This window comes from Pseudoalteromonas ulvae UL12 (genome assembly GCF_014925405.1).
Classification (GTDB): domain Bacteria; phylum Pseudomonadota; class Gammaproteobacteria; order Enterobacterales; family Alteromonadaceae; genus Pseudoalteromonas; species Pseudoalteromonas ulvae.
Genome location: NZ_AQHJ01000028.1, coordinates 142,431 through 157,364, shown reverse-complemented (window position 1 = coordinate 157,364; position 14,934 = coordinate 142,431). Strand labels below are relative to the sequence as shown.

At 39.9% G+C, this 14,934-nt stretch carries 16 protein-coding genes; 7 read left to right on the top strand and 9 right to left on the bottom strand.

The features are described 5' to 3' along the window. Positions 1-72: 72 nt before the first annotated feature. The 4 genes from bioD to bioB are packed head-to-tail and all read right to left on the bottom strand — an operon-like array spanning position 73 to position 3,691. Positions 73-753, bottom strand: coding sequence for a dethiobiotin synthase (bioD, locus tag PULV_RS11025; protein ID WP_086745016.1), 681 nt, complete (start codon positions 751-753; stop codon positions 73-75). Next, positions 750-1,526 carry a methyltransferase domain-containing protein gene (locus PULV_RS11020; protein WP_086745015.1) on the bottom strand — a complete coding sequence of 259 codons (777 nt, stop codon included), beginning with the start codon at positions 1,524-1,526 and terminating at the stop codon, positions 750-752. The genes bioD and PULV_RS11020 overlap by 4 nt, the downstream gene beginning before the upstream one ends. Further along, entirely contained in the window at positions 1,523-2,647 is a 1,125-nt protein-coding gene (locus PULV_RS11015; RefSeq protein ID WP_193331728.1) for an 8-amino-7-oxononanoate synthase, read from the bottom strand. The genes PULV_RS11020 and PULV_RS11015 overlap by 4 nt, the downstream gene beginning before the upstream one ends. Then, positions 2,648-3,691 (bottom strand): biotin synthase BioB, encoded by a 1,044-nt coding sequence (gene bioB / locus PULV_RS11010; RefSeq protein ID WP_086745013.1) that lies wholly within the window; start codon positions 3,689-3,691, stop codon positions 2,648-2,650. It abuts the gene before it with no gap. A gap of 96 nt (positions 3,692-3,787) precedes the next feature. On the opposite strand from bioB, the gene bioA reads away from it, so the two are divergent. Next, positions 3,788-5,071: an adenosylmethionine--8-amino-7-oxononanoate transaminase gene (gene bioA, locus PULV_RS11005; RefSeq protein ID WP_193331727.1), complete on the top strand. Its 1,284-nt coding sequence runs from the start codon at positions 3,788-3,790 to the stop codon at positions 5,069-5,071. A gap of 49 nt (positions 5,072-5,120) precedes the next feature. Here the strand turns inward: bioA and PULV_RS11000 are convergent, their stop codons facing one another. Together PULV_RS11000 and PULV_RS10995 are read right to left on the bottom strand one after the other, a co-directional pair. After that, positions 5,121-5,552: an AAA family ATPase gene (locus PULV_RS11000; RefSeq protein WP_086745011.1), complete on the bottom strand. Its 432-nt coding sequence runs from the start codon at positions 5,550-5,552 to the stop codon at positions 5,121-5,123. Position 5,553: 1 nt separating this feature from the next. Beyond that, positions 5,554-5,898 carry a hypothetical protein gene (locus tag PULV_RS10995; RefSeq protein WP_086745010.1) on the bottom strand — a complete coding sequence of 115 codons (345 nt, stop codon included), beginning with the start codon at positions 5,896-5,898 and terminating at the stop codon, positions 5,554-5,556. Between the two features lie 218 nt (positions 5,899-6,116). On the opposite strand from PULV_RS10995, the gene asnS reads away from it, so the two are divergent. From asnS to PULV_RS10970, 5 genes are all read left to right on the top strand, one after another. Next, the gene (gene asnS / locus PULV_RS10990; protein ID WP_086745274.1) at positions 6,117-7,514 is read left to right on the top strand and encodes an asparagine--tRNA ligase; all 1,398 of its coding nucleotides are present in this window, start codon (positions 6,117-6,119) and stop codon (positions 7,512-7,514) included. Between the two features lie 140 nt (positions 7,515-7,654). Beyond that, positions 7,655-8,035: a SpoIIAA family protein gene (locus PULV_RS10985; protein ID WP_193331726.1), complete on the top strand. Its 381-nt coding sequence runs from the start codon at positions 7,655-7,657 to the stop codon at positions 8,033-8,035. A gap of 577 nt (positions 8,036-8,612) precedes the next feature. Next, positions 8,613-9,809: a methyl-accepting chemotaxis protein gene (locus PULV_RS10980; protein WP_086745008.1), complete on the top strand. Its 1,197-nt coding sequence runs from the start codon at positions 8,613-8,615 to the stop codon at positions 9,807-9,809. A 354-nt stretch (positions 9,810-10,163) separates the two neighbouring features. Continuing rightward, on the top strand, positions 10,164-10,883 hold the full coding sequence (locus tag PULV_RS10975) for a PilZ domain-containing protein (protein WP_193331725.1): 720 nt from the start codon (positions 10,164-10,166) through the stop codon (positions 10,881-10,883). A 9-nt stretch (positions 10,884-10,892) separates the two neighbouring features. Further along, positions 10,893-11,546 (top strand): sugar transferase, encoded by a 654-nt coding sequence (locus tag PULV_RS10970; protein WP_193331724.1) that lies wholly within the window; start codon positions 10,893-10,895, stop codon positions 11,544-11,546. A 105-nt stretch (positions 11,547-11,651) separates the two neighbouring features. Here PULV_RS10970 and PULV_RS10965 read toward each other — a convergent pair whose 3' ends face one another. After that, the gene (locus tag PULV_RS10965; protein ID WP_193331723.1) at positions 11,652-12,035 is read right to left on the bottom strand and encodes a hypothetical protein; all 384 of its coding nucleotides are present in this window, start codon (positions 12,033-12,035) and stop codon (positions 11,652-11,654) included. Positions 12,036-12,696: 661 nt separating this feature from the next. Here PULV_RS10965 and PULV_RS10960 point away from each other — a divergent pair. Continuing rightward, entirely contained in the window at positions 12,697-13,647 is a 951-nt protein-coding gene (locus PULV_RS10960; protein ID WP_193331722.1) for an IS110-like element ISPtu2 family transposase, read from the top strand. Positions 13,648-13,754: 107 nt separating this feature from the next. On the opposite strand, the gene PULV_RS10955 is transcribed toward PULV_RS10960, so the two are convergent. Continuing rightward, a complete protein-coding gene (locus PULV_RS10955) occupies positions 13,755-14,186 on the bottom strand; it encodes a hydrogenase (protein WP_086742102.1) in 432 nt (143 codons plus the stop codon). 171 nt (positions 14,187-14,357) lie between these two features. Continuing rightward, positions 14,358-14,825, bottom strand: a complete 468-nt coding sequence (locus PULV_RS10950) for a Crp/Fnr family transcriptional regulator (RefSeq protein WP_227009395.1) — start codon at positions 14,823-14,825, stop codon at positions 14,358-14,360. Positions 14,826-14,934: the final 109 nt, after the last annotated feature.

The window sequence follows — 14,934 nt, the reverse complement described above, 5'->3', positions numbered from 1 at the left end:
CACAATCGAAAGCATTCAAATAAATAAATTTAAACTAAACACACAGTAAATAAATGCTTATTTTAGGTGGCGTTAGCGCAGTTTGAGGGCATCTAATAAAACATCATGAACTTGCAATTTCGCTTGCTCATCAGCATAAGGGGCGATGGCTAATAATGGCATGGTTAGGCGCTCTTTTAGTGACGCGATATTGGCTTGTTGCTCGAGCATAGTGTTATCAATATGATTGGCAATCCAACCCACACAATTAATGCCTAATTGCTGCATATGAGCCTGCGTCAATAACGCATGGTTTAAACACCCGAGTTTTAACCCCACCACTAATATAACTGGTAAGTTCTCGGCTTTAACCCAATCGTACAAATAATCAGTATCATTGATGGGTAATGCCCAGCCCCCCGCGCCTTCTGTAAGTAAATAATCAGCATCTGTGGCTTTAATTGCACGATAACTTGCCGACAAACTTGCCAGCGTGATTGTTTTACCAGTATTTTTTGCCGCTATATGGGGCGCGATGGGCTCAGCAAAAACAAATGGATTAACGGTATTGTATGGCACATTAACATTACTGCTTTCGAGTAACGACAGCGCATCATCATTAACCCATTGCCCAAAGGCTTCTTCAGCACCGGCTGCAATCGGTTTAAACCCCAAGGCACGATGGCCGTAATTTTGAATAAATTTAAGTAATAAACAACTGATGTGTGTTTTGCCTACTTCTGTATCTGTGCCTGTAATAAAAAATTGTTTCATTTCTCTAATACCATATATCCGACATGATAACTGACCGCACACCCGCGATCCGTTGCAGGGTAAGCCTGTAATAAATTCTGATACTGCTGTTTGCCCATTAGACCCGAGGATGCGTGACTCAGCTTAGTGTTTGCGCCAATGGCTTTAATCGAACGCAATGCATCAATGGGTCGGACAAAATACTGCTGATGAACCTGATGATCCAAATGCTTAACGTTAAAAGCAGATTGCTCTGCAATAGCATAGAAATGCTCGACCGATAAAAATTCATTGATATGAGGCTCTGAATCAATCGCTTGCCACGCCATGCGAATTTCATCTAATGAACCCGACAGTACATTTGTTAAATATACTCGTCCACCTGGTTTTAATACTCGATACAGTTCATTGATTAATGATGAAAAATCACTCGACCACTGGCTCGCAAAGTTACTAAACACCGCCTCTAAAGAGGATGACTGGAACGGTAAGCTATCCATATCAGCACAGCAACGTGTTACCTCAATGCCTTGTTCGAAGGTACTTAACATATTAAAACTTAAATCCATCGCGATGACATGAGGAAAATACGTTCGTAACATATCACAATTGACACCTGGCCCCGATCCTAAGTCGAGACAAATCCCCGTTGGGTGCGATTGCACAAATTCAAATAACTGCTGTGAACTTTGCTGCTGGACTTGGGCATTGTGTGCATAATTGGCTGCAGCGTTAGAAAACTTAAGTTGCGTCTGAGCTTTTAGCTTTTGGGTGTTTATAACAACAGCGCTCATAATAACTGCTTCAACTGATTAACTAATGACATAATATCGGCTTGGCTGTGCGACGCTGTTAAAGTGATCCGTAAACGTGCGGTATTATAAGCAACGGTTGGCGGGCGAATCGCCCCGACCCAAAAACCTCGCTTTTTTAATTCATTGGCAACCGTTAAGGTTGTATCCGCATCACCAATGACAACAGGTTGAATCGCCGTCGAAGAGGACATTAAAGCAATATTGTGCTCATTACACAGTTGTTTAAAATAGCGAATATTACTTGTCAGTTTATGACGTAAATCATCTGCGTGAAACAGGCGTTGAATGTGCTGCAAGGTGATCTCAGCCACCATAGGGGACATAGCTGTTGAATAAATATAATCTCGATTAAATTGAATCAAATAATCGCGCACTTCGCGGCTACAAAGTACACAAGCACCGCTGCTTGCGACCGCCTTGCCAAAAGTTAGAATCAACAGATCTGGTTTAATACCTTCATCAAGATAACAACTGCCTTTACCATGCTGTCCGAGTACACCAAAGCCATGTGCATCATCAATCATTAGCCATGCATCATGTTGTTTTGCAAGTGCCGATAACGCTTCGATAGGTGCGGTATCACCGTCCATCGAAAAGACACCTTCTGAAACAATGAGTTTATGCTTGGCTTTTGATTTTAATAAACGCCGCGAAAGATGGGATAGATCGTTGTGATTAAAGCGAGTCATAGCCGCTTTTGCAGCTAAGCCTCCGTCAATTAAACTTGCATGGTTGAGTTTATCTTGAAAAATTTCACTCTCAGCATGAGACATCAAGGTTTTAAGCACACTACTATTGGCACTAAAACCTGAGCTAAATAACAAACACGCTTCAAAACCTAGCTCACTGGCTAAGTATGTTTCTAAATCCGCATGCGCTTGCACATAGCCTGTCACTAATGGAGAACTGTGGCTACCTGCTTGGCTGGTGTTTGGCAAGGCACTGCTTAAGCCTAAATAATTGTTACTGGCAAAATTTAAATAACTGACACCATCAACCGTCATCCGACAATCTTGTGTGTTGCTTATTAAAAAGCGCTCACGAAAGAGCGCTTGTGATTTGCGTTCGCACAATTGCTCAGCAATATAATCAAAAGCCATTTACTGCGCTTCGTAAAAAAGACCAGCGGTTTCTTTATCAGCAATGGCTGACGATAAAGACGCCTCATAGGCTTCATCAGAATAATCTTGGCGCTCTTCAGGTTTCATGCCGAGCTTTTTAAGCAATTGCATATCCGCATCAGCTTCTGGGTTTTCGGTTGTGAGGAGTTTATCACCATAAAAAATCGAATTTGCACCCGCAAAAAAACACATTGACTGCATTTGCTCATTCATTGCGGTTCGCCCTGCTGATAATCGCACATAGCTTTTTGGCATCATAATACGCGCCACAGCTATCGTGCGGATAAAATCAAAGTGCTCTAAATCTTCTACATTTTCAAGTGGCGTCCCTTTGACTTTTACCAACATGTTAATAGGCACACTTTCAGGTTGTTGCGGTAAATTTGCCAAGCTCATTAACAGACCAAATCGGTCTTTAGCTTCTTCGCCCATCCCGACAATACCACCTGAACATACTTTCATACCGGCGTCACGAACATGATCAATCGTATCGAGACGATCTTGATAAGTACGGGTCGTGATAATTTGCTCATAATATTCAGCTGATGTATCAAGATTATGATTGTAGTAATCGAGCCCTGCTTGTTTTAAGTTGTGTGCTTTTTGGTTATCAAGCATGCCAAGCGTCATACACGTCTCTAAACCGAGCTCTTTGACACCTTTAACCATTTGTTCAATATATGGCATGTCACGATCTTTAGGATCTGACCAAGCTGCGCCCATACAAAAACGGGTTGCACCTTTGCTTTTGGCAAGCTTGGCTTGCTCGATGACTTTTTCAACTTCCATTAAACGTTCACGTTCAAGATCTGTTTTATAATGACCCGATTGTGGACAGTATTTACAGTCTTCAGGGCAAGCTCCTGTTTTAATAGACAATAAGGTCGAAATTTGAACTTCGTTTGGCTTGAAATTTTGACGATGAATTGATGCAGCTTGAAATAATAAATCGTTAAAAGGTTGTTCGAATAATTCTTTAACTTGGCTGACAGTCCAGTCATGACGAATAACGGCAGGTTGCATAGTGTTCTCTTTTAGTTTGTCTCTATCGCACTTATTGGGTTAGTCTACGGAGCAACCTTTGATTGTCAACATTTACGCAGCAAACCAAGTTTACATATGAGCAAAAAACAACCTATCGACCTCAATTTTGATAAAAATCATATTTGGCACCCGTATACGTCTATGACCGCGCCCTTACCTGTTTACCCGGTCACCCATGCAGAGCAAAATTTTATATACCTCGAATCAGGTGAAAAACTCATTGATGGAATGGCCTCTTGGTGGAGCGCAGTCCATGGTTATAACCACCCAGTTTTGAACGCCGCAGTGAACGAACAGCTAAAAGATATGAGCCATATCATGTTTGGTGGCATTACTCACGCACCGGCTGTCGAGCTTTGCAAAAAATTAGTGGCGATCACCCCTCCCTCACTCAACAAGGTATTCTTAGCTGACAGTGGCTCAGTCAGTGTTGAGGTGGCGATAAAAATGGCCTTACAATATTGGTTAAGCCAAGGGATCACCGGAAAAAATCAACTGATGACGCCCCACAAAGGCTATCACGGCGATACCTTTGCAGCGATGAGTGTCTGCGATCCTGTTAACTCGATGCATAGCCTTTATCAAGGTTTTTTACCTCAACACGTCTTTGTACCTGCTCCACAGAGTCAATTTGGTGAAGAATTTGATCACAATGAAGTCTCTATTCTTGAAACGTATTTTAACCAGCACCATCAAGACATTGCTGCCTTCATTATTGAACCTATCGTGCAAAATGCAGGTGGCATGAACTTTTATCACCCTGAATATTTAAAAGCCGTTCGACATTTGTGTGATCAGTATCATATCTTATTGATTTGCGACGAAATTGCCACAGGCTTTGGCCGGACAGGAAAATGGTTTGCTGTTGAGCATGCGCAAATCGAACCAGATATTTTATGTATCGGCAAAGCATTAACAGGTGGCTACATGACGTTATCGGCCACGTTAACCACAGACAAAATCGCCATAGGGATCAGCGAAGGCGAAGCCGGAGTGTTAATGCATGGCCCAACATTTATGGGTAATCCACTGGCTTGCGCTGTTGCGTGTGCCAGTATCCAATTATTGCAAAGTACCGATTGCTTAAAGCAAGTATCACAGATCAATGACTGGCTGAATGTGGCTCTTGCGCCTTGTCGTGAGTTAAAGTGCGTCACTAATGTGCGTGTTTTAGGTGCTATTGGGGTTGTTGAGGTGGATCATATCGTTGATGTTGCTGACATCCAAAAACGATTTATCGAATTAGGCGTTTGGATCCGCCCTTTTGGCAAGCTAATTTATTTAATGCCTCCCTATATCAGTAAACAACCAGATATAGAAAAGCTCAGTCAGGCCATTTATACCGTGTTAGCCTCATAACGCGTTAAATGACAGAGGAATGCATCAGTTTATTATTGATGCATTCTTTTTACCATTCAAACATATAGGCCATTTTACTAATGGTTTTAAGTGCCACACCGTGGCTGTTTCGCTGGCTATAAAGGTGCTGTAATGATTTATCTTTTATATCACCAACAATGACTTCTTTAACCTGATAACCCATCGCATGGGCGACTTCTAAGTAGGGTAAAAATTCCCATTTTTTGATATTGGTATTATCTAAAATCACCAGAGGAATTTCTTGGGCCAATCCACGGATAAAGCGCGCTAGATTGAGGCTGTGATACTCAGGTAATTTAAATTTATCAAACTGATAGCTTCCCTCTTGATAAAAATAATCATCCGTAGAACAAATTAAGAATTGATTCTCATCTCCCTTAACTAGCTCATCTGTTAATTGCTCTGCGTAAAAGCTTTTGCCACTACCAGGTAGCCCACGTAATATAAAAACTTGTTTCATGTTATAAAATGACAACTAAAAGAAATGAAATAGAAATAATCAATAAACTGATCAAATTAATCCGCAGATTATCACTTTGTCGCCTCGCACGAAAGCGATTCAAGAAAATGGTCACCAGACTTAAGCCACTGCACACATATAACAGCAAAATTAACACATCTCTGGGAGTGCCTAACCAGGTACTACGAACACTTAAATCAAAGTAACGAATAAGACCGTATTCAATTTCTGGTCGCGCATAATGAAAAGCCACCAGCGCAGCCAAAAAAACCAACCAGCATAACAAAGTTAACCATCTGATGGTTATCTTGAGTGGGTCGAGTTTTATCTTACGGCGTTCTTGCACGTTGACCCCTTAAAATATGCACATCGATGATTTTCAGCTTCTAAGGCATATATCAGCTTATAACTGTTTAAAATTCAAGCATTAATAGTTAAAATGCACTTTAAATGTTTTTTTCTCAACCGTTCGAGGGTAAGATACCTTTTTATTGACATGCCTTTGGTATGTCATTTTTTTCAATTTGCATTATTTTACAGGCAACGTTAATCATTGGAGTGAAAATGAGCCATTTCGCAATAGCACAGCTATTAAAAGGCGCAGTTGCAGTCGATAGTCAGGTCACAGTAAAAGGCTGGATCCGCACTCGTCGCGACTCAAAAGCAGGTATTTCTTTCTTAGCCGTTCATGACGGTTCTTGTTTTGATCCTATTCAAGCTGTAGTGCCTAATTCGCTCAATAATTACAATGAAGTAACGACGTTGACTGCTGGTTGCTCTGTTGAAGTAACCGGTAAATTAGTTCCATCAGAAGGGCAAGGTCAATCATTTGAGATCCAAGCTGATGAAGTTAAAATCGTCGGCATGGTCGAAAATCCAGATACTTACCCGATGGCAGCAAAACGTCACAGTATTGAATACTTACGTGAACATGCCCACTTACGCCCACGCACTAACATGATTGGTGCAGTTACCCGCGTACGTAACTGTTTATCGCAAGCTATCCATCGTTTTTATCACGAGCGTGGATTTTTCTGGATAAGCACCCCTATCATCACAGCCAGTGACTGTGAAGGTGCAGGTGAAATGTTCCGAGTATCAACGTTAGACATGCAAAACCTGCCTCGTGATGACAAAGGCAATGTTGATTACAGCGAAGATTTCTTCGGTAAAGAAGCATTCTTAACGGTATCAGGTCAATTAAATGGTGAAACTTACTGTTCTGCTATGTCAAACATTTACACCTTTGGCCCAACATTCCGTGCAGAAAACTCAAATACATCGCGTCATTTAGCGGAATTTTGGATGGTTGAACCAGAAGTCGCCTTTGCTGACTTAAACGACATCGCTAAATTAGCTGAAGACATGCTGAAGTATGTATTTAATGCTGTATTGACTGAACGTCGTGATGACATGGAGTTTTTTGCGCAGCGTATCGAAAAAACAGCTATTTCACGTCTTGAAAGCTTTGTAGAAAAAGATTTTGCGCAAGTTGATTATACTGATGCCATCGAAATCCTTAAAAACTGTGGTAAGAAATTTGAGTTCCCAGTTGAATGGGGTGTTGACTTACAATCTGAACACGAACGCTACTTAGCAGAAGTTCACTTTGAAGCACCTGTTGTAATCAAAAACTATCCGAAAGACATTAAAGCTTTCTACATGCGTCAAAATGAAGACGGTAAAACGGTTGCGGCCATGGACGTTGTTGCCCCAGGCATTGGCGAAATCATCGGTGGTTCACAACGTGAAGAGCGTTTGGATGTATTAGATGCACGTCTTGAAGAAATGGGTCTGGATAAAGAAGATTACTCTTGGTACCGCGATTTACGTAAATACGGCACTGTGCCTCACTCAGGTTTTGGCCTAGGCTTCGAGCGTTTAGTAGCGTATGTAACGGGTATGGGTAACGTTCGTGATGTCATTGCATTCCCACGTACCAAAGGCAGTGCAACTTACTAAACCCCACATAACACATGAAAAATCGGCTTTAATGCCGATTTTTTTTGCCTGTAGTTAAAGGATCTTGCGTCAGATCAACGCCGCGAATATTTGCTCTGCTAAGCTTCACAAACAAAAATTCAATTAGAGCAAGATCTGTTATGTCGAAAATAACCCACGGTTTAAATATCGGTTTAGAGCGCCACGGTGAAGACATCTTTTTATCGTTGAAAATAATCGGTACCCTCACCCTTCAAGATTATCAGAGAATTACTCCCATCCTTGAAAGTGCCATTTGCGGCTTAGATCACCCAAAAGTCAATGTACTGATTGATGCCCATGAACTAACAGGCTGGGAACTACGCGCTGCTTGGGATGATTTAAAGCTCGGACTCAAACACAATAATGATTTTGGTAAAATCGCCATTTATGGTCATAAATCTTGGCAAGAAGTCATGGCTAAAATTGCTAATTGGTTTATCAGTGGTGAAGCTAAATATTTTGACGATAAAAATTCGGCCCTGACATGGTTGTTTGATTGATTTTGACGCGCCACAGGTAAAGTGGGCAACCGTGTTGCTCTGAAGTCACACAAAATATCTTACTAAACAGCAAATAATAGGCAGTCAACAACCATTGATGCCTATTTAAGCTGATCTCGACTATTTGCCTTTTTATTGTGATTCGATTTGTACTTCGAACAGTACAGAAGCGGTACAGCCAACTTCTTAATCCATGTGAATAACATTATCCACAATACACCTGATTAGTTAGATTACTATTCGCCTCTCTTAAAGATATAACTATCATCCATATAGGCTATCTTTGCTCTATCCAATTAAATTTGCACCAATCAATAACTTCAAGCATTCGTGTAACCAAATTGATGAAATCACAAATAAGAAGCGAATATGAATTTCAAAATGGTCAAATTTGAGAACTACTCGCAACTTAAATAAATTTAAACACACCAAGGAAGTGGCAAATTCCTAAAATCTAATATAATTTTTAACTTGAATAACATTTCAATTAACAAACTTGTGTCCATTGATTATCCATCACTACATCACATTCGGACTCTAACCAGTTTTTGCAAAGAACCATAATAGGATTAGTACTATGAATTCCAATATTAAAGAGCCTTTTTCTTTAAAACTACCAGAATTAATGCTCGCTAGTTGTGGTTTAGCAACGCTGCTTTCTGTTGGCTTGTATATTTTTATCGAAAAATTTGTTTTTAAAACAGACATTACCCTTGGTGATATGCTGGTACTACTTGTTGTTTTATCTATTCCTTTAATTACTATGTATAGAATTGGTAAAAACCTGCAAAAATACACGCTTGCCTATATCGCGACCGCTAAAAAGTTAGAGCAAGGGGATTTACGGATTAATTTCTCACAAGACAGTTTTTGCTGGTGTTTTAATACCTTGGCTAAAAACCTCACAGACGCAGTCAGTGCTCTCAATCTACTTGCAGTCAAAACCGGCACTTTAAGCAATGCATTAAATACCGACGTACAAAATATTGAGGGTGTGATTGACTCATCAAGTGAATTAGTAAGTGCAAATGCCCATGCAGTCAATGAAGTCGCCTCAGCAGTGACTGAGCTAATTTCAAGCTCGAATGATATTCAAACAAATGCACAGTTTTGCGTTGATATGAGCAAAGCGGCCAATTCAGTCAGCAAAGAAAATGAAGAACGATTAAAATCAAGTAATTCCTCGATTTTGAATTTAAAACGTTCGTTAGATAACGCATTAAAAAACGTACAATCATTGAATGAAATGGCTAAATCGATTGACAATATTAGTGGTGAAATACGCGCTATTTCAGAGCAAACAAACTTACTTGCACTTAACGCTGCAATCGAAGCCGCTCGTGCTGGTGAAGCTGGTAGAGGTTTTGCCGTGGTTGCTGATGAAGTCAGAAATCTATCCCAGCGCACCGCTGACTCCACAACCAGTATTCAAGCGACTATCAACGATATACAATCGGCCGTATTAGAAGCCAATACATTGGTAAGCGACAGTCACACCACTGTCAATGAGGTTGAAACAAACGCCAGTTCCATGCTCAATAGCTTTGAAAACCTCAATGAGGCAATCAATAACCTTGATTCTCAAATTAGAATGATTGCCAATTCTGCCAACATTCAAACAAACCTATCTGAAAGGATCTCAAGCAGTATCACTTCAATTAATGGCAATGCGATGGAGTTAAGCGACTCCTTAGTTGGCGTGAAAAACAAAGCAAAACACGCATCCACTGAATCCCGTGATTTGATTGGCGCTGTAAAAGCTTTTTCTGTCTAGCCTATTGAACCGATTAGACACTGTAAACTCGATTAGCTGCGCTTAATAGGATAAGTCTTTAAAAAGTAATTTTTGGTTCACAGCATACGCTGCAATATCAATTGCAGCGTATTTATTAATCCCCCGCGAAAATCTCTACAAAATAAAACCATTCATGCTTACAAAGTGAAAGTGGCTCAAGTCCATATGCACTTTACTTTGCTTAACTGAAAAAACTAACAATCAATAATTTAAAAGGAAAAGACCGTTTTTTACATAGCGTTTTTTTATACATGAAAAATGTATGAATACATCCGTGAAACGAATGTTTGGCTATACTTGCTATGAAAATTATATATTTATAGGCTAGCTTCAATGCAAACAACGGGGTCATTAGGGTTATTGCTGCAACAGTTTTTTGCCTCAAAAAAGGAACATATCCGAAACAATATCCCTAGCGTGTTATCTGTTGCAGAGTTCCAGCACATGTTGAATAAAGAAAAAATCAGAGCCGATCGACTGAGTAACCCGTTTTCTTTAGTATTATTTGCGCTGCCAACGGGTATTTATTGCCCATTATGTGAAGCTCTCGTCAAACACCTGACCAAGCTCAACCGTGTCATTGATGAAATTGGCTTTTTTGACGAGACTCATTTGGCCATCTATTTATTTAATACACCACTTGAAGGGGCGAAATCTTTCTTAACCCGTATTGCTCAAGAATTTGAGCTATTATCTGAGTTTAAGCATAGTATCAACGTCTATCCAGACAGCTTGCCTCGCCCCCCAGCAATGAACAAGATAGCCAATAAACGCGTACAAGAAAGACTACCTTTGTTACTCAATGCACAGCTATCAATCAAACAAGCCGATGAAATGCACACGCTCAGTGCCCAAACATTGAATATCTCTTCTTCAGGTGCTTTTATTATCAGCGATAGACAAATAGATGACGAAACAGAGATTGAATTTGAGTTTACCCTGCCATTAACCGAGCTGAACTCAGGTTCGAGTTTAGATATAAAAATCTTGGCCAAAGGTCATGTGATCCGCAGTATTGGGCAAGGTTTTGCCGTCACGTTTGCGCCACAATAAAGACAATTTATGAAAGATAATAAACCCTATGTGGTACAAAATTTACAGCCTCATTTCACAATTAAATCTCCTTGGTGGAAACAAACAATGGATTTTCTTGGTGCTGGTTTTTTAATCATCCTATTATCGCCATTGTTTATTTTGGCTGCTATTGGCATTAAGTTGTTAATGCCAGGTCCTGTTATGTTTACGCAAATTAGAGCAGGTAAAGGCGGTGTGCCATTTAAAATGTATAAATTCCGCTCTATGGTGGTTGATGCAGAGCAATTAAAAGCGGCTTTACTCATTCAAAATGAGCGAGATGGCCCTGCGTTTAAAATGAATGATGACCCAAGGATCACCCCTTTTGGCCATTTTATTCGTAAAAGCAGTTTGGATGAACTCCCCCAGTTGATTAACGTACTGATTGGCGATATGAGTTTAGTTGGCCCACGCCCCTTACCTGTTTATGAAGATAAAAACATGAGTCAATGGCATGTGATCCGCCGAGAACTAAAACCAGGGATCACAGGGCTTTGGCAGATCAGTGCTCGAGACAATGCAAACTTTGATCATTGGATACGACTGGACTTATTTTATATTAATAACCTTTCTTTATGGCTCGACATCAAAATACTGCTAAAAACCATTCCAGCAGTATTATTTGGCCGAGGTGCTATGTGATCAAAAGCTGCCATGTGAGCCAACAAAACATGAAGTGATTAATTAAAATTAGAGCCTCTATTGTGGTTTTTCAAAAAGGTATTGATGCCTAGTCTTTTGCTATTGTTATGATGACATGACCCCGATTACGCCTAAAACGCCAATAGGTAAAAGTAACATCCATTGAGGTAATTTTATAAACGATTTAAGTTTGAAAAAGTACCAACCGACACCAATAAATACAAATGAAAACGTGATGAAGGATACAGATATTCCGATGACCACATTTTGAAATGAGTCTAAGTTAAACCAACCAACGAAAGTTAATACAAGCCCACAAAGAACAAGAATAGCTGATACCATATGCCAACAGGCTAGCAGCGTTGCTTTAGGGATGTCTGCCAAATCTGATTTAAGAAAAGGTCTAACAGGATCAATTTGTCCCGCGAAGATATGTACGCAGGATGTAAACAAAGCGATTATTCCTGCAATGAAAATCCAAGTATTCATGTAAACTCCTTGTTAGCTACCGTATGCACGAGCAATGTCGATGGCTGCGAATACTATAACCATATTTACCAATGCTATAACGGTATTTACCTTTAACTTTTTCAGTAACCTCTTTTGCTCTGGGTTTCGAACTTGAGCCATAACTTTAGAATCGAAAAGGTTAAAATATAACAGTAGATTAAAGGTGCTATTGAATTCCTTATATGAGCTATAGCGTGTTTTAAAAACTCTAAGTTTATCGCCACCACGATTGTTCCAAAGCTTTCTCTTTATTCTTTGATCTATCAATACCCAAATTAAACAAGGAATAAATAAAACAGCGAAGAGCAAGGTAAGACTCCTTTAGGTAGCTAACGCCTTGCTAAGCGGATAAAAATGGTTGGTTAAAATCGCGCAGCGATAACCAACTGTTTTTATTCCGTTTAAGCAACTTGTATGGATAATAAACCCATCTAATTATTCTTTTAAACCAAGTTCGGGTAATGTGAGACCCAGGCTTTAGCTGCAACTAAAGCTCTCTTTTGTGGTAGTTCGATTAAGCGATGGATCCTCTGTTGAGAGACCGATAACAAGAATGAACGCCACAAAAGACTCCAAGCATCACACTCGAATAGTCTACTGGGTCTCGAACCCGCATTATGCAAGCAAGAGTTAGCTTATTATGAAAACAAATACTAATCAAAACATTAATGTCGGTGTCGATACCGGCAAATTTCAACTCGATATTTATATTCGCCCTCTTGATATCTATTTCACCGTTAAGAACGATGAAAAAGGGATTGCTGAGGCAATTAAAAAAATCAAAATTCACTCTCCAAAACGTATCATTATTGAAGCCACTGGCCGCCTTGAAATGCCCTTTATTATTGCATGTGCAAAGGCCAATTTACCCTTTGTCATTGCCAACCCAATACACATAAAACGCTTTGCTGGTGCCATTGGTCAACGCGCTAAAACCGACAAGCTAGATGCACAGTTGATTGCACATTATGGCGAAGCAATTAAACCCACACTCTCCACCCTAAAGCCTGACATCATGCAGATTATGAGTGATTTGGTTGCCAGAAGAAATCAGCTGTTAGTCATGCAAACGATGGAAAAAAACCGCCTGCAAATTTTACCAAAAGAGCTGATTTCAACCATCAAGCCTATTTTAGCAGCCTTTAAAAATCAGATTGAAAAAATTGAAAATAAAATTCTAAAACTCATTGAATCATGCCCTGAATATTCAGCCAAAAACACGATTCTGCAAAGCATGAAAGGCATTGGTAAAATTGCCGCTGCTTCCATCATCAGCAACTTACCTGAGCTTGGCTATATGTCGAATAAAGAAGCCGGTGCATTGGTTGGCGTTGCACCTATGAATCGTGAAAGTGGCCGCTATAAAGGGCTTCGGAAAATTCAAGGTGGGCGACATCAAGTGCGCACCGTTTTATACATGGCGATGATGTCAGCCATCCAATCAAACCCTGTTTTTAAATCAACTTATCAGCGATTAGTTGCTGCTGGGAAACCAAAAAAAGTAGCGCTTATTGCGTGTGTCAGGAAGATGATTGTGATCTTAAATTCGATGCTCAGAGACGGGGTGATGTGGGAAGCGCCAAAAGTTTAAAATTAGCTATTGACGCCATAGTCTCTTGTTATATTAAATTTACACCAATCCCAAAAAGCGAGACGGAAGGAGGTCGTTTGGATGGCGTTGTTATACATCCATTACGATTACCGAAGTATTGGCAGTAATCCAAAAGCCAACAAAGTACAGGCGATTAGTGATAGTAGTGACCCAGTACGTACCATAATCTTAACCGTAAATTCGGTAGTGACGGTTGCTGAAAATCCAACGCCAGCGATTGGAAGCGCTTTACTTGCACCTGTTACCGACGCAATAGTTATTCCCAGCCAAATAAGTATGAACCCCAATGCTGAACCATAAGCCACAAAAATTTCTAAAGATAAAGGCAGCTCAATCAGCGACCAGATAACACCAAAGATCGCCAGGGCCATTCCGCACTGAACAGCAGTCAAGTGACCAGAAAGAGCCATACGGGAATTTTTTACAGTTGGTATCAATGCTCCTTGTATTAAACCGGCAAGGAAAAAGACAATTCCAATAAAGATGAGTTGTGCACCTATCTGCGTAAGTTCTATCATGATGTTCCCCATGTATGCATAACGTTAGGCTCAGTGGCGCTAATTACACTCCAGATGTTGCCAATGTAAAACAGGGAGCTTTGTTCATGTTGGCTTTTAAATTTTTGTAAGGTATTCATTGTTAATCTCCATTGAAAAACACATGGTAAACAACTGAATACTAAAATTCATTCACTTAGATTCATTTTTTAATTTACTCAATGTCTGGGGAGCGACACCGAGATAAGAGGCTATATGATATGACTTAACTTCATTAAATATAAGAGGGTATTCGTCAAGTAAACGATCATATCTTTCGGCAGCAGTCTCTGACATGAGAGAAAGGACACGTTTGTATGTTGCGGAATAATAGGTGTCATGTATCCATATTCTCGCTAAACGCTCCCATTTTTTTTCTTGTGATATAAACTTATCAAGCTCTTCCAGAGACGCTACATAAAAAACCGAATCTTCAAGAATTTCAAAGTTAAGCATTGACCCTGTTTTTTCAGAAAAGCTTATACTATCGTCCATAAAGTGGTTTAAACCATGTTTACTTTTTCCGCGAAAATATAGCTGCCAAGTATGATCTTTGCCATTCATATCACTAAAACATGATCTGGCTAAACCACTTTTAATAAACCATATATCACTAAACACTTCACCTGCGTGATGTACCGTTGTTGGTTTTTTAATATAACGCCCTAATAATGGGCAAAAAACTGTTGGCTAAAATGTTGAGGAACGAAAACAGCCAACTGTTTTTTGT

Coding starts and splice junctions, on each gene's coding strand:
- bioD (WP_086745016.1), bottom strand. CDS start 753: ATGAAACAATTTTTTATTACAGGCACAGATACAGAAGTAGGCAAAACA.
- PULV_RS11020 (WP_086745015.1), bottom strand. CDS start 1,526: ATGAGCGCTGTTGTTATAAACACCCAAAAGCTAAAAGCTCAGACGCAA.
- PULV_RS11015 (WP_193331728.1), bottom strand. CDS start 2,647: ATGGCTTTTGATTATATTGCTGAGCAATTGTGCGAACGCAAATCACAA.
- bioB (WP_086745013.1), bottom strand. CDS start 3,691: ATGCAACCTGCCGTTATTCGTCATGACTGGACTGTCAGCCAAGTTAAA.
- bioA (WP_193331727.1), top strand. CDS start 3,788: ATGAGCAAAAAACAACCTATCGACCTCAATTTTGATAAAAATCATATT.
- PULV_RS11000 (WP_086745011.1), bottom strand. CDS start 5,552: ATGAAACAAGTTTTTATATTACGTGGGCTACCTGGTAGTGGCAAAAGC.
- asnS (WP_086745274.1), top strand. CDS start 6,117: ATGAGCCATTTCGCAATAGCACAGCTATTAAAAGGCGCAGTTGCAGTC.
- PULV_RS10985 (WP_193331726.1), top strand. CDS start 7,655: ATGTCGAAAATAACCCACGGTTTAAATATCGGTTTAGAGCGCCACGGT.
- PULV_RS10980 (WP_086745008.1), top strand. CDS start 8,613: ATGAATTCCAATATTAAAGAGCCTTTTTCTTTAAAACTACCAGAATTA.
- PULV_RS10975 (WP_193331725.1), top strand. CDS start 10,164: ATGCAAACAACGGGGTCATTAGGGTTATTGCTGCAACAGTTTTTTGCC.
- PULV_RS10970 (WP_193331724.1), top strand. CDS start 10,893: ATGAAAGATAATAAACCCTATGTGGTACAAAATTTACAGCCTCATTTC.
- PULV_RS10965 (WP_193331723.1), bottom strand. CDS start 12,035: ATGAATACTTGGATTTTCATTGCAGGAATAATCGCTTTGTTTACATCC.
- PULV_RS10960 (WP_193331722.1), top strand. CDS start 12,697: ATGAAAACAAATACTAATCAAAACATTAATGTCGGTGTCGATACCGGC.
- PULV_RS10955 (WP_086742102.1), bottom strand. CDS start 14,186: ATGATAGAACTTACGCAGATAGGTGCACAACTCATCTTTATTGGAATT.